The sequence below is a fragment of the Promicromonospora sp. NPDC050262 genome, assembly GCF_040655935.1.
Classification (GTDB): domain Bacteria; phylum Actinomycetota; class Actinomycetes; order Actinomycetales; family Cellulomonadaceae; genus Promicromonospora.
Genome location: NZ_JBFAKX010000014.1, coordinates 111,210 through 124,942, shown reverse-complemented (window position 1 = coordinate 124,942; position 13,733 = coordinate 111,210). Strand labels below are relative to the sequence as shown.

Below are 13,733 nucleotides of genomic sequence, written 5' to 3'. Positions count from 1 at the left end.
GCGGCCGGCGCGCCCGGGTGGTCACCCTGTTCGGGTGACCGCGCCCTCGTCGCCGGAACCTAGCCTCGGCCGCACGGCCGGTCGGTCCGGTCCCGGACGGAGGTGGTCTCGTGGGTGCCGCGATCGGTCAGTCGCTGCCCGTCGCCGTGGGTGTGCTCGTCAGCCCCCTGCCGATCGTCGCGGTGGTGCTGATGCTCGTCAGCGATCGGGCGCGCGCCAACGCGCTGGCCTTCGTCGTCGCCTGGTTCCTGGCGGTCCTCGTCCTGGTCGGCGTCGTCGCGCTGCTCACGGGCTCCGCCACGTCCGACGACGACGGGCCGGCCGCCTGGACCGGCTGGCTCAAGATCGTCCTCGGCGTGCTGCTGCTCCTGGTGAGCGTCCGCCAGTGGCGCGGCCGGCCCCGTGGCGACGCCGAGCCGCCGGCGCCGAGGTGGATGTCCGCGATCGAGCAGTTCACGCCGGTGCGCTCCGCGGGGCTCGCCGTGCTGCTCGGCACGGTCAACCCGAAGAACCTGCTCCTGGTCGTCTCCGGCGGCGCCGCCATCGCCGCCGCGGCACCCGACGACACGAGCGCGACCCTCGTCGCGGCGCTCGTGTTCGCCGTGGTGGCCAGCGCCGGCGTCGTCACGCCCGTCGTCATCTACTTCGCCATGGGTGACCGGGCCGCGGCGGTCCTCGACGAGCTGAAGACGTGGATGATCCACAACAACGCGGCGATCATGGCCGTCCTTCTGCTGGTTATCGGTGCGAAGATGCTGGGTGACGGGATTTCCGTCCTATGAAATCCGCATTCTCTGAGGTGGTAGCCCGGGGAACCCATTCGTAGCGTCGGGCGCATCCGCTGACTCGTTCGACCTGAACTCCGAGGGGTCCTTGCATGATCGGCAGGCGAGCATTCCTGGCAGCTCTGGCGGCTGTCTCCCTGGCGGGCGCGGTCGTGGTGCCCGTCCTGGCCCCGGCGCGTGCCGTCGCCGCGACGCTGCAGCCGTCCGGCCTGCAGACCGGGATGGTGCTCGACGGCACCACCGCCCCGGCGAGCCCGCCCGACACGTTCCGCTGGGGTGACTTCATCACCGACGTGCAGCCGGACAGCAGCTTCACGTTCGAGCCGACAGGGCCGTACGTCACCGCCCAGGGGAACAGCTCGACGGGGATCGTCCAGGCCGGCTTCCGCTGGGACAACGGCTCCGCCACCAACGCGTGCGACGCCGATCCGGACGAGACCGGCGCGCCGCCGAGCCAGAACCCGGCCACCAATCCGTGGAGTCCCGGGTCGGCCAACCCGAACGACAAGGGCGACCTGTGCTCGACCGGGTACGGCGTGGAGGTCGTCACCGACCCGTCGGGCGCCCCGCACACGATCCTCTACGGGTACTGGACGCGCCACGTGGGCAACGGCGAGGTCAGCATCTTCCAGAACCTCGAGGGGCCGCAGCCCGGCCGGTGCGACGACGTGCTCCTGGAGTTCGACTACGCGTCCGGGGGTACGACGGCCGTCGTCCGCCGGTGGACCCCGGCGGCCGGCGACGGCTGCGCGAACGTCCTCGGTGCGGGGACCTGGACGGCCCAGCCCGGCACCGTCGACTTCGACTGGGCCGTCGGGGTGCGCAGCGAGGGTCCGCCGCTGACCAACCAGCCGTTGGAGACGTTCGGCGAGTTCGCGATCGACCTGAACACCGCCGGCCTGTTCTCGCCGGCGCAGTGCGCCAGCTTCGAGGTCTCCGAGATGTTCACGCGGACGGGCAACTCGCCCCAGGCGAACATCCAGGACTTCGCCGACCACGGCCCGGACCGCCTGAGCATCGCCAACTGCGGTTCCCTCACCGTCACCAAGGAGACCACCCCGGCGATCACCGGCAGCGACGACGAGTTCGGGTTCACCGTGGACAGCGACACCGGGCCGGTGCTTCCCGGCCCGCCGGTGGTCGAGACCCTGACCGGCACCGTCGCGAGCGGGGAGACCGCCACGTACACCGGGGTGCTGGCCGGGTCGGCCTTCTCGCTCGCGGAGACCGACATCCCGCCGCCCTGGACCCTGCAGTCGCTCGTGTGCACCGTGATCCCGGCGGCGGGCGGGCCACCCGAGCAGTACGTGCTCGACGACCCGTCGGACCGGTTCCCTGTCACCCCGGGGAACACGACGGACTGCGTGATCAGCAACTCCGCCGCCGTCGTGACGGTCACCAAGCAGACCGAGCCCGACGGCGCCGCCGGAGACTTCTCGTTCGACGTCACCGGTCAGGACCCGGTGACGCTGAGCGACGGCGAGAGCGCCTCGTTCCCGGTGCCGACGGGCCAGCCCGTGACGCTGGCGGAGGCCGAGGCGGCGGGGTGGCTGCCGCCGGAGATCGACTGCACGTCCGCGTTCACCCAGGACGAGCGGTCGGCGACGGTCGTTCCCGTGGCCGGCGAGAACATCGAGTGCACGTTCACGAACACGCAGCTCGGCACGGTGATCGTCTCCAAGGAGGCGCACGGCGTGGACGGGCGGACGTTCGACTTCACCAGCGACATCCCGGGCGGCGAGGAGTTCTCCATCGACGTCGAGCAGGGGGACGGGACGCTGTACGAGGAGGTCATCACCGACGTCCCGGCGGGGACGTACACGATCGAGGAGCTGGCCGACGACGGCGACCCGGCGACGCTGCTGGCGGACCTCTCCTGCACCTACGGCGGCGCCGACCACTCGGGCGACCCGGCGACGCGCGCCATCGACCTCACGGTCCTGCCCGGCGAGACCGTACGGTGTTTCTTCACCAACACGCTGCCCGGCTCCGTCACGGTGATCAAACGGACCGTGCCCGTCGAGTTCGACCAGGAGTTCGACTTCGTCTTCACGCCGCCCGACGGCGACCCCACACCGTTCACCCTCAACGGGAACTCCGAGCCGCCGAACGTCGCGCTGCAGTCGTTCCAGGGGCTGACCGAGGGCGTCTACACGGTCACCGAGCCCGCGGACGAACCCGGCTGGGCGCTGACGGACCTGGACTGCAACGACGAGTTCTGGACGCCCACGGACGACGGGCGCGGTGTCGAGATCGACCTGCCCGAGAGCGGCGTCATCGTCTGCTTCGTGACCAACACGGCCGCCCCGGCCTCGGTGTCGCTCACCAAGACGGTGGCCGGCGCGGGCACCGGCCTCGAGTGGTCCTTCGACTTCGAGCTGGTCGACGCCCAGGGCACCGTCGTGACCAGGTCGGCGACGGCGCAGGCGCCGACCGTCGACTGGGCGGACGTCGTGCCGGGCGCGGTGTACACGCTGCGGGAGGCAGGCGAGACGCCCGCCGGCTGGACCCGGGGCGAGATCGCCTGCGACGGGCTCACCGACCTCGACGGCGCGCCGGGGTTCCAGGTCCAGCTCACGCCGGGCCAGGCGCTGACGTGCGGGGCCGAGAACACCGTGACGCCGTCGTCCGTCAGCGTGGCCAAGGTGGCGACGGCGATCGGGGGCGAGCTGCCGTGGGAGTTCGACCTCGGCATCGACCCGCTCCCCGAGGGCGGGACCTCGCCCCAGACGGTCTCGGGCACGGGGCAGTCCGGGGGGATCGTGAGCTGGTCCGGGCTGCTGCCGGGGCAGACCTACTCCATCACCGAGGCGCAGGTCCCGGGATGGACGGCGCAGACCGACTGCGCCGGGATCACCGACATCGAGCCGGACAGTCCTGGCCTGCAGTTCGTCGCCCCGGTCGGCCAGGACCTGACGTGCACGTTCGTCAACAGCGCGGTGCAGGGGAGCGGAACGCTGACCAAGACCGCAGTGGGCGGCGACGGGTCGTTCGAGTACGTGCTCACGGACCTCGACGGCGCGGTCGACCTGGCGACGGTGCCGGTCACGACGACCGACGGCACCGTGACGGTCGAGCTGCCCCAGATCGTCCCCGGGGTGCGGTACTCGCTGGTCGAGTCCGACGCCGACGGATGGATCGAGGGCGACCTGACCTGCACGATCACCCCGGCTGACGGCGGTGGTCCGGTCGTGATCGAGGACCTGAGCGAGTTCTCGGTGAACCCGGGAGACGTCGGGGACTGCCGCGGCGAGAACACCCGGACGGGCACGATCGTGGTGGCCAAGGCCGTCACGGACGGCGACGGCGAGTTCGACTTCACGGGTGACTGGCAGGACCCGCCGGAGTTCTCGATCGTGACCGAGGACGGAGTGGGCACGCAGACGTTCGCCGACGTGGACCCCGGCTCCTACACGGTGACCGAGGTGCCGCAGGACGGGTTCGAGACCACCGACCTGACCTGTGTGGACGGTGACCCGGACGGCGTCGCCTCGGGCGCGGCCGGGCTGGTGGGTTCGATCGAGCTGGACCCGGGCGAGACGGTGACGTGCACGTACACGAACGCGCCGTGGGGGATGCTCCTGGTCGACAAGCAGACGAGCCCGGCGGGTTCGCCGCAGGAGTTCGGCTTCACCTGGGGGCCGGCCGGGGACGCCGGCGAGGCCTTCGCCCTCACCGACACGGACGAGCCGTTCGCGACCGGGCCGGTGGAGCCGGGGGCCTACCAGGTCGGCGAGGACCCTGTGCCCGGGTGGACGCTGACCGACATCACCTGCACGGGTTCGGGCGGGGACGTGGTGGTCGACGTCCCGGACGTCACGGTCGACGTGGGCCTGGGCGAGACCGTGCTGTGCACGTTCGCGAACACCGCCGTGCCCGGCAGCATCACCGTCGGCAAGACGGTCGCGGGCTGGGCCGAGGGCGCCCCGTGGGCGTTCGACCTGGTGCTGACCGGTCCGGACGGGCCCGACACCGCGACGGTGAGCGACCAGGAGCCCACGGCGACCTGGGCGGACCTGGAGACGGGTGCGTCCTACAGCCTGGACGAACCTGGACCGGGCGCCGGCTGGACGGCGGAGCTGACGTGCTCCGGTACGGCCGACGAGGACCTCGGGACCGCCGGGTTCCAGTTCACGGTGACGCCGGGGCTGGTCGTGTCGTGCGAGGCGGTCAACACCGCGGCCCCGGCGGACGTGTCCGTGACCAAGACGGTCGAGGGCGCAGGTCCGCTCCTGGAGTGGTCGTTCGACCTGACGATCTCGCCGGACGACGCCGCCGAGCCCGCGACGCAGACCGTCACGGGCAGCGGCACGGGAGCGGGGTCGGTGTCGTGGTCGGAGCTGGTGCCCGGCACCGAGTACACGATCACGGAGGTGGAACCGGGCGCCGGGTGGACGCCGGGCGCCGTGACCTGCACGGGTGCGGAGGACGCCGATCCCGACGCGGACGGGTTCCAGCTCGTGGCCCGGCCGGGGGCGTCAGCGGGGTGCGCGGTGACCAACACCGCCGACGCCGTGACCGGCACGCTGACCAAGACCACCGTCGGCGGTGACGGCACGTTCGACCTCGTCGTGACCCCGCTGCCGGACGGCGATCCCGTGACGATCCCGGTGACCACGTCCGGCGGGACCGGCACCGTGGACCTCCCGGAGCTCGAGCCGGGCCGGTCGTACTCGATCACCGAGGTGCAGGCGGACGGCTGGCAGCTCACCGCCGCGGGGTGCACGGGTGCCGACGGGCAGGCGGACACCGACGGGGGCGTGACCGTGGAGGTCGGCCTGAGCAATGTTCTGACCTGCACGTTCGAGAACGGGGTGCCGGCCCCGACTCCGACGCCGACCCCCACTCCAGCGCCGACCCCGACGCCTGTTCCTCCGCCGGACGACGACCCGGCTGCTCCGCCGGCGGGTGCCCCGGGGGCGGGGCTCTCACCGACCGGGGCCGACCTGGGCGGCGTGCTGTCGGCGATGGTGGTGTTCCTGACGCTGGGCGTCGCCCTCCTGCTCGGGGCGCGGGCGCGCCGGAGGTCCCAGCCCGGCTCGTGACGGCGTCGAACGGCGCACCGCGTGCTTCGCCGGACCGGTGTTCCCGTATGACACCCGACGCATGCGGAATGCGGCATCCCGGGTGAATATGTGCCGGTGCCGAATGTGACTGTGGAGCAGGGTGGGGCAAAGGGCCTCGAAGTGGACGCTCGGGTGGTAGGCGTGGACATCGGCGGCACGGGTTCCCGCCTCCGGTTCAGCTCCGGGCGGGGCGGCGTGTCCTACGAGGTCACCGGGCCGCCCGCCACCGTCGTGGGCGGGCGGTCGACCGTGCCCGAGGTGGTGCGCGAGCTGTGCCGCGGCTTCGCCGCCCGGTTCGGCGGGCGTCCGCGGGTGTCGGCCGCCGCCGTCGGGATGCGCGGGTTCCGCTCCCAGACGCAGTCCGGGACCCTCGACCCCAACCGGGTGCACGACATCCTGTCCGAGGAGCTGCGGACCAGCTCGACCGCCGTCTCGAGCGACGCGGTCACGGCGCACCTGGGCGCCATCGGCACCGGGTCGGGCGCCACGCTCGCCGTCGGCACGGGTGCGGTGGCCGTGGCGTGCGACGACGTCGGCCGATGGCATCTCGCCGACGGGATGGGGCCGCACGTGGGCGACAACGGCGGCGGCGCCTGGATCGGACGGCGTGGCCTGGACGCCGCGGCCCGGTCGATGGACGGCCGCCGCATGGGGGCGTCGCCGGGCCTGGTCCGGGCCGCCGAGGAGCACTTCGGACGACGGGAGCGGTGGGCGGCCGTCAACGACGTGTCGTTGTTCGCCGGGTTCGCGCCCCAGGTCATCACGGCGGCGGACTACGGCGACCTGGCGTGCCGCGAGATCCTCGACGAGGCCGCCCGGTCCCTGGCGGACGGGCTGTGCGCGGTGCTGAGCCATCCCGGCGTCGTGCCGGTGGCGGTCACCACGGGAAAGCTGCTGATGCACGCGCCGACGCTGCGGTCGATGGTGATCCAGCACCTCCTGGAGAAGCGGGACGACGTGCGCGTGCAGCCCAGCGCCGGCCTGCCGCTCGACGGCGCGCTCGCCCTGGCGCGCATGATGGCCGCGCACCCGAACGTCGTCCAGGAGCACGTGCCGCTGCTGGCGGTCCGGATCGGCGTCGCGCCCCGGCCGGACGACTCCGTCACGCTCCCGCGAGTGGTCCTCCCCGCCGTGCGGCCGCTGCGGGAGGCCAGTGAGCCCACCGCCTGGGCGGTCGAGGTCCGGTCGGACTACGAGTGGTCGGCCGAGCAGGCTCCGGAGGACGGCCTGACCCCGACCGCCCGGACGGCCCGGACGTCTCCGGCCTCGGCGGCCTCCGCCGTCTCGGCCGCCTCCGTGACCGACGCCGTGGTGCCGCTCACGGGCGAACGGCTCGTGGTCGGCCGTGCCTCGCGCAGTCGTGGCGTGGTGCCGGACATCGTGTGCGAGGACACCGGCGTCTCGCGCCGGCACTGCGAGATCGCCTGGTCGGAGGGCGGCTGGAGCGTCGTCGACCTCGGGTCGGCCAACGGGACCTATGTCGCGGCGCGCGGTGACGCGCTGCCCACCGAACCCCTGCGTCCGGGGGAGCGCCGCTGGCTGGCCGACGGCGACCGCATCTACGTGGGCGGCTGGACCTGCCTCACGGCGCGCGCCGTGACCGCGAGCGTGCGCTGAGCTCGTCGGCGCACTGGAGCGCCGGCGGACGGTGGGTGGTTGCCGGCTCCGACGGTGGGTGTCGTCCCCGCGGGAATCACCTGGACCCGTCGTGTCGCGGCTCCTAGGTTGACCGCATGTCCGGAACCGAGCTCGCCCGCGCGTACTGGGCCGACGTCGTCCGCCCGATCCTGGACCGGAAGCTGCCGGACGTTCCGCGTGCGGCCGCCCGGCTCGGCTCCGGCTCGGACGTGCTGGGCCTGGACGACGACACCTCGCGGGACCACGACTGGGGCCTGCGGCTGACCCTGCTGGTCCCCGCCGGACGGGTCGGTGACGTCGACGAGGCCCTCGCGACGGCACTCCCGGCGTCGTACCGGGACCTGCCCACGGCGTTCCCGGTCACCTGGGACCCGACCGTCCGGCACCGGGTCGAGGTGGCCGCGCCCGTCGACTTCGTCCGCTCGCGCACGGGGCTCGACGTCGGCGACGGCCTTGGGGTCACCGACTGGCTGTCGCTGACCGGGCAGGCCGCGCTGGAGGTGACGGCGGGGCCGGTGTTCGAGGACGTGCCGGGGGAGCTGACCACGCTGCGCGAGCGGCTCGCGTGGTACCCGCACGACGTCTGGCTGCACGTGCTGGCCGCCGAGTGGACGCGCGTCGAGCAGGAGCTGCCGTTCGTGGGGCGCACCGGGCAGCGCGGGGACGACCTCGGCTCCCGGATCGTCACCGGGCGTCTGGTGACGGCCCTGGTCCGGCTCGGGTTCCTCCTGGAGCGGGTCTGGCCGCCGTACCCCAAGTGGGCGGGCACGCTGTTCGGGCGGCTGCCCGTGGCGTCGTCGGTCGGCGGCGAGCTCGCCCGCGCGCTCGCGGCCGCGACCTGGCAGGAGCGGGACTCCGCCCTGCGCGCGGCGTGCGAGGCGCTGCACGCGCGACAGCGCACCGTCGGGCTGCCCGCGCTGGACGGCCCGGTGTGCGAGGACTTCTACGACCGGCCCTTCACGGGCCTGCGCGGCGTGGCGGGCGCACTGCGCGCCGCCGTCACCGACCCGGAGGTGCGGGCGCTGCCGCACCGCGGCGGCGTCGAGCAGTGGGTGGACGACGTCGGGACGCTCACCGACGCGGGTGCGCGCGGGCGCCTGGCCCGGGCCGCGCGGGCCTGAGCGGCGCGGTCCCGCACGGGCCGAACTCATCCGCCGGCGTTCTCCTGCAGCGCGGGGCAGGCGCCGCCGGGCTCGGTCAGCAGCTCGAAGTGCCAGATCTCGTTGGAGTACACCTGGCACAGCCCGTACTCGGTGCCGTGCTGGATGAGCCAGTAGGCCCCCTCGGTCGGGCCGATGTCGATGGCCTTGCCGCTCACGTGCTCGGACAGCTCGGGCGTGCTGACCCGCTCGCGGGCGGCCTCCAGGCTGCCGTACTCCCGGACGGCGTCGTCGAGCAGCTGCTGCTGGTAGGCGGGGCTGCGCCAGCCGCTCGTGACCCAGAAGTCGATGCCGTCGTCCGCGGCGTCGGCAGCGGCCTCGCGGACGGCGGCGTCGAGGTCGGCGTCGAGGTTGGTGACCGCCGGGAGGTCGTCGTCGAGCGTCGCCGCGCCGTCCGGGATGTCGCCGCCGGCCAGGCCGGTCGACCCGGCGCCGTCCGACCCGGGCCGGCCCCGGTCGAGCACCTGGTCGACGGCCTGCACGACCGGCGCGTCGCCCCGGTCGAGCAGGGGATAGACGCCGAACACCGCGGTGAGCCCCACGGCGGCGACCACGAGGGTGAACGCGACCGGGCGGCGGGTGCGCCGCGGCCGGGGGACGTGCCGGGGCGGGCCGCCGACGCGCGCCGGCGGGTGGGCCAGTTCGTATCGAGTCATGTGCCCAGCCCACCGGGGCCGACGTTGCCAGGGCGTCTCCGCTTTTCGATACGCCCCGGATATGTGCTCGCCGGTAGCGTGTGCTGACATGCGCGTCTTGGTGGTGGAGGACGAGCCCTATCTCGCCGAGGCGATCCGCGACGGGCTCCGGCTGGAGGCGATCGCCGCCGACGTCGCGAACGACGGCGCCGCCGCGCTCGACCTGGTGGCCGCCAACTCCTACGACGCCGTGGTGCTCGACCGGGACGTCCCCGTGGTGCACGGGGACGAGGTGGCCCGCCGGGTCGTCGCGGAGCATCCCGTGGTCCGGATCATCATGCTGACCGCGGCCGGCGAGCTGACCGACAAGGTGAGCGGCTTCGAGCTCGGCGCGGACGACTACCTGACCAAGCCGTTCGCGATGCGCGAGCTGGTGCTCCGGCTGCGCGCGCTGGCCCGGCGGCCGGAGGCGACCACCCCGCCCGTCGTCGAGCTCGGGCCGGTGCGGCTGGACCCCTACCGCCGCGAGGTCTACCGCGACGGCCGGTACGTCGCGCTCACCCGCAAGCAGTTCGCCGTGGTGCAGGTGCTCATCGACGCCGGCGGCGGCGTGGTGAGCGCCGAGGAGCTGCTCGAACGCGCCTGGGACGAGAACGCCGACCCGTTCACCAACGCCGTGCGCATCACCATCTCGACGCTGCGCAAGCGCCTGGGCGACCCCTGGTTGATCCACACGGTGCCCGGCGTCGGGTACCGGTTCGGGGAACAGTGACCACGCCCGCCGTCGGGCAGCGACGCGCCGGGCTGTCGGTGCGCCTGCGGCTCACGTTGAGCTACGCGGGGTTCCTCGTCCTGGCGGGCGCGGCCCTGTTCGCCGCGCTCCTGCTGGTGCTGCGGTACGTGCCCGACGAGAACCTCATGGTCCAGGACGGCGGGGGGTTCGCACCCAGCCGCTCCGACCTCCTCGACGTCGCCGTCCCGCTGTCGGTGGCGGCGGTCGGCTTCCTCGCGCTCGTCGGCCTGGTCGGCGGCTGGATCCTGGCGGGCCGGATGCTCCGGCCCCTCGACCGGATCAGCGAGGCCGCGGCGCTCGCGGCGGACGGTTCCCTCGCCCACCGGATCGTCCTGGAGGGGCCCGACGACGAGCTGCGCCGGCTCGCCGACACCTTCGACATGATGCTCGCCCGGCTGGAGCGCTCCTTCGAGGAGCAGCGGCGGTTCACCGCCAACGCGTCGCACGAGCTGCGCACGCCCAACACCGTGGTCAAGGCGCTGCTGGAGGTGGCGCAGGCGGATCCGGCGGGCCGGGACGTGGATCGCCTGCTGAGCCGGCTGCACGAGACCAACGAGCGCTCGATCGTGATGGTCGAGTCCCTGCTCCAGCTCGCCCGGCTCGATCACGAGAGCCTCCGGACCGAGCCCGTCGACCTGGCCGACGTCGTCCGCGAGGCCGTCCGGGCGTGGCCGGAGCTGGGCGCCGCGCCGGAGCTGGTCGTGACGCTCGACGACGCACCGGTCCACGGCAACCGGGTGCTGCTCGGGCAGCTCGCGGGCAACCTGCTGGGCAACGCCGTGCGGCACAACCTCGCCGCGGGCGGCCAGGCCTGGGTCGGCACCCGGCTCGACGACCGCCGTCGTCCGACGCTGGTGGTGGAGAACACCGGGGCGCCGCTCGACCCCGCGGTGGTCGCGACCCTGGCGGAGCCGTTCGTGCGCGCGGACGCCCGGACGCGCCGTCCGGACCGCGCCGGGGGCAGCGGGCTCGGGCTGTCGATCGTCGCGTCGATCGCCCGGGCCCACCACGCCGAGCTGACGCTCCGGGCCCGCCGGGACGGCGGTCTGGTCGCCACGGTCACCTTCCCGCCGACCTGAAGCACGTGTCAGACGTACAGGTCACCCGGGTGACCTGTACGTCTGACACGTGGCACTACGCGCTCTGGAGCTGCGGGTAGAGGTCGCTCAGCGGGCCGGACAGGGCGGCCTTGACCCGGCGGCTGGTGTCGTCGGCGAGCACCTCGGGCTCGCCGGCCTCCAGCCCGTCGAAGATCGCGGCCACGATGTCGCGCGGGTCCTCCTTCGGCACGTCCAGCCGCTCGATCATGGGCGTGTCCGTGTACCCGAGGTGGGCACCGAGCAGGTGCGTCCCCTGGCCCAGCAGCTCCACCCGCAGCGCGTTGCTGAACGACCAGAAGGCGGCCTTGGTCGCCGAGTACGTGCCCATGGCGAGCCAGCTCAGCGCGGAGTGCATGTTGATGATCGCGCCGCCGCCGTTGCGGGCCAGGACCGGCGCGAACGCCTGGGTGACGCCGAGCTGGGCGAACACGTTGGTCTCGAACACCGCGCGGACGTCGTCGAGCGGCGTGGTCAGCGTGGGCCGTCCGCCGTCGGAGATCCCGGCGTTGTTGATCAGGACCGTCGTGTCGGCGGCGAGCTCGGCCGCGGCCGCGACCGACTCGGGGGAGTTGATGTCCAGCGGCAGCGGCACGACGCGTGGGTCGGTCCACTCCCGGGGCGTGCGGGCGCTGGCGTACACCTTGGTGGCGCCACGCAGGAGGGCCTCGGCGACGAACGCGCGGCCGAGGCCGCCGTTCGCGCCGGTGACCAGGACGACGGCGTTCTTCAGATCAGTCATCACGAGCTCGCTTTCATGAGGATGTTCGATGTGGTGCTGGTCGGGGCGGTGTCGAGCGGGGCGGGGAGCGGTTCGGGCGCCACGGCCCGTGCCCGCACGGTGAGGACGGCGGCCAGCGCGAGAGCGATGACGGTCGCGCTGCCCACGACGAGCGCGATCTGCAGCCCGTTCGCGGTGGCCAGGCGGCCGACGGCGAGGGCCGTGCCCGCCTGCACGAGGTAGGCGACCAGGTAGGCCGACGACGTCGTCGCGGCGCGGTGCTCCGCGGGCGCGCTGCGGGTGACCAGGGTGACGCCGCCGGAGAACAGGAGGCTGTAGCCGGCGCCGCCGATCAGGGAGTACAGGACCAGCGCGGTCATCGAGTGGGTGGCGCCCGCGACGATCATCAGGCTCTGTGCGGCCAGCGCGGCGACGGCGCCGAGCCGCAGCGCCGTCGGGGCGCGCAGCCGCCCGGTGAGCAGCGCGACCACGCCGATGGCGGCGGCGGAGATCGCCAGGACCACGCCGTTGACGAAGGCGTCGTCGGACCGCACGGTGTCCCGCGCGAACTGGGCGCCGATGCCGAGGAAGATCGCGCCGAGCGCGTAGGCGGCGCTGACGCCGAGCGCACCCGCCACGAACGGCAGCCGGTGGCGCGGTACGGCCAACGGCCGGGGACGCCAGCCGTGCGCGGCGGTGCGCAGCCGGCGCGGCAGGTACCACGCGGCCACCACGGCGACGACGACGCCGGCGAGCAGCACCCCGTAGCCCGCGTGCAGCGGGTTGGTGCTGAACTGCACGGTCGCGCCGCCCACGAGCAGCGCGGTGATGAGGCCCACCGAGGACGCGCCGGCGGTGATCGCGCCGGTGCGGTCGCGGGTGTCGTCCGCCCCGGCGGAGGCGATCACGCTCGTGGCCGGGCCGAGGCTCAGCCCCACCCCGACGCCCATGAGCGCGCGGCCCACGAGCAGCAGCGCCAGGTTCGGCGCGAGCAGGAACGTGAGCCCGCCGAGTCCGAGGAACCCGAGGCCGGCCAGGATCGCGCCCCGGTTGCCCACGGTCTCCGAGACGCCGCCGAGCAGGAGGAGCGTCGCGATCAGGGCGACGGGGTAGGCGGCGAACACGGTGGTGGTGACCGCCGTGGTCAGATGCCACTCGGCCGCGTAGACCGGGTAGATCAGCGTCGGTGCCGCCGACGCCCAGAGCGCGAGGGCCACTGCGGCCGCCGCCGCCCAGCGGCTGCCGCGTGACGCCCAGGTGAAAGTCATCGAGGTTCCTATCTGAGTTGGGAATCACAACCTAGCACCTGGATTGGAAATGACAACCTAGATAGGATGTGGGCATGAGCACAACGCCCCGCGAACGCAACGCCCGCTGCTCCGTGGCCCGGAGCCTGGAGATCCTGGGGGAGAAGTGGACCCTGCTCGTGGTCCGCGAGGCCTTCTTCGGCTACACGCGGTTCGCCGACTTCCGCGCGCGGCTCGGCATCGCGCCCGACGTGCTCACGGCTCGCCTGGAGACTCTGGTCGAGGGCGGCGTGCTGGAGCGCCGGCCGTACCGAGACGCGGGTCAGCGGCAGCGCGACGAGTACGTGCTCACCGAGGCGGGGGCGGAGCTCAAGACCGTCCTGGCGGCGTTCGCGGCGTGGGGCGACGTGCACCGGCCCTCGGGCTTCGGGCCGTCGGTCGTGTACGTCGAGGAGGCCACGGAGCAGCCCGTCCGGGTCGCCTTCCTGACCGAGGACGGGCGGGAGCTCGCGCCCGACGCCGTCTCGGTGGTGCCGGGTCCGGGCTCGCTGACGACGGCGGCCTGAGCGGCCGCCGCGTCAGGCTCCCCCC

General features: G+C 73.6%; 10 protein-coding genes. 7 read left to right on the top strand and 3 right to left on the bottom strand.

The window, feature by feature from the left end:
* Positions 1-110: 110 nt before the first annotated feature.
* The 4 genes from AB0I29_RS20300 to AB0I29_RS20285 all read left to right on the top strand — a co-directional run bounded on the left by AB0I29_RS20300 (position 111) and on the right by AB0I29_RS20285 (position 8,610).
* Positions 111-782, top strand: a complete 672-nt coding sequence (locus AB0I29_RS20300; RefSeq protein ID WP_285106690.1) for a GAP family protein — start codon at positions 111-113, stop codon at positions 780-782.
* Between the two features lie 95 nt (positions 783-877).
* Entirely contained in the window at positions 878-5,830 is a 4,953-nt protein-coding gene (locus AB0I29_RS20295) for a hypothetical protein (RefSeq protein WP_357484927.1), read from the top strand.
* Positions 5,831-5,971: 141 nt separating this feature from the next.
* Positions 5,972-7,468, top strand: coding sequence for a BadF/BadG/BcrA/BcrD ATPase family protein (locus AB0I29_RS20290; RefSeq protein WP_357484924.1), 1,497 nt, complete (start codon positions 5,972-5,974; stop codon positions 7,466-7,468).
* A gap of 116 nt (positions 7,469-7,584) precedes the next feature.
* The gene (locus AB0I29_RS20285; protein ID WP_357484921.1) at positions 7,585-8,610 is read left to right on the top strand and encodes a DUF4037 domain-containing protein; all 1,026 of its coding nucleotides are present in this window, start codon (positions 7,585-7,587) and stop codon (positions 8,608-8,610) included.
* Between the two features lie 26 nt (positions 8,611-8,636).
* Here the strand turns inward: AB0I29_RS20285 and AB0I29_RS20280 are convergent, their stop codons facing one another.
* Complete coding sequence (locus AB0I29_RS20280) at positions 8,637-9,305, bottom strand: M15 family metallopeptidase (RefSeq protein WP_357484918.1); 669 nt, start codon at positions 9,303-9,305, stop codon at positions 8,637-8,639.
* Between the two features lie 88 nt (positions 9,306-9,393).
* Between AB0I29_RS20280 and AB0I29_RS20275 the strand changes: the two genes are divergently transcribed.
* Both AB0I29_RS20275 and AB0I29_RS20270 read left to right on the top strand, forming a co-directional pair.
* Positions 9,394-10,056 carry a response regulator transcription factor gene (locus tag AB0I29_RS20275; RefSeq protein WP_285106697.1) on the top strand — a complete coding sequence of 221 codons (663 nt, stop codon included), beginning with the start codon at positions 9,394-9,396 and terminating at the stop codon, positions 10,054-10,056.
* Positions 10,053-11,156, top strand: a complete 1,104-nt coding sequence (locus tag AB0I29_RS20270; protein ID WP_357484915.1) for a HAMP domain-containing sensor histidine kinase — start codon at positions 10,053-10,055, stop codon at positions 11,154-11,156. The genes AB0I29_RS20275 and AB0I29_RS20270 overlap by 4 nt, the downstream gene beginning before the upstream one ends.
* A 55-nt stretch (positions 11,157-11,211) precedes the next feature.
* Here the strand turns inward: AB0I29_RS20270 and AB0I29_RS20265 are convergent, their stop codons facing one another.
* On the bottom strand, positions 11,212-11,916 hold the full coding sequence (locus AB0I29_RS20265; RefSeq protein WP_357484912.1) for an SDR family oxidoreductase: 705 nt from the start codon (positions 11,914-11,916) through the stop codon (positions 11,212-11,214).
* Positions 11,916-13,163: an MFS transporter gene (locus AB0I29_RS20260; RefSeq protein WP_285106701.1), complete on the bottom strand. Its 1,248-nt coding sequence runs from the start codon at positions 13,161-13,163 to the stop codon at positions 11,916-11,918. The genes AB0I29_RS20265 and AB0I29_RS20260 overlap by 1 nt, the downstream gene beginning before the upstream one ends.
* A 74-nt stretch (positions 13,164-13,237) precedes the next feature.
* On the opposite strand from AB0I29_RS20260, the gene AB0I29_RS20255 reads away from it, so the two are divergent.
* Positions 13,238-13,708: a helix-turn-helix domain-containing protein gene (locus tag AB0I29_RS20255; protein ID WP_285106703.1), complete on the top strand. Its 471-nt coding sequence runs from the start codon at positions 13,238-13,240 to the stop codon at positions 13,706-13,708.
* Positions 13,709-13,733: the final 25 nt, after the last annotated feature.

Excerpts from the sequence above, each read along its gene's own strand:
- AB0I29_RS20295 (WP_357484927.1), top strand. The coding sequence starts at position 878 with ATGATCGGCAGGCGAGCATTCCTGGCAGCTCTGGCGGCTGTCTCCCTG.
- AB0I29_RS20285 (WP_357484921.1), top strand. The coding sequence starts at position 7,585 with ATGTCCGGAACCGAGCTCGCCCGCGCGTACTGGGCCGACGTCGTCCGC.
- AB0I29_RS20280 (WP_357484918.1), bottom strand. The coding sequence starts at position 9,305 with ATGACTCGATACGAACTGGCCCACCCGCCGGCGCGCGTCGGCGGCCCG.
- AB0I29_RS20275 (WP_285106697.1), top strand. The coding sequence starts at position 9,394 with ATGCGCGTCTTGGTGGTGGAGGACGAGCCCTATCTCGCCGAGGCGATC.
- AB0I29_RS20265 (WP_357484912.1), bottom strand. The coding sequence starts at position 11,916 with ATGACTGATCTGAAGAACGCCGTCGTCCTGGTCACCGGCGCGAACGGC.
- AB0I29_RS20260 (WP_285106701.1), bottom strand. The coding sequence starts at position 13,163 with ATGACTTTCACCTGGGCGTCACGCGGCAGCCGCTGGGCGGCGGCGGCC.
- AB0I29_RS20255 (WP_285106703.1), top strand. The coding sequence starts at position 13,238 with ATGAGCACAACGCCCCGCGAACGCAACGCCCGCTGCTCCGTGGCCCGG.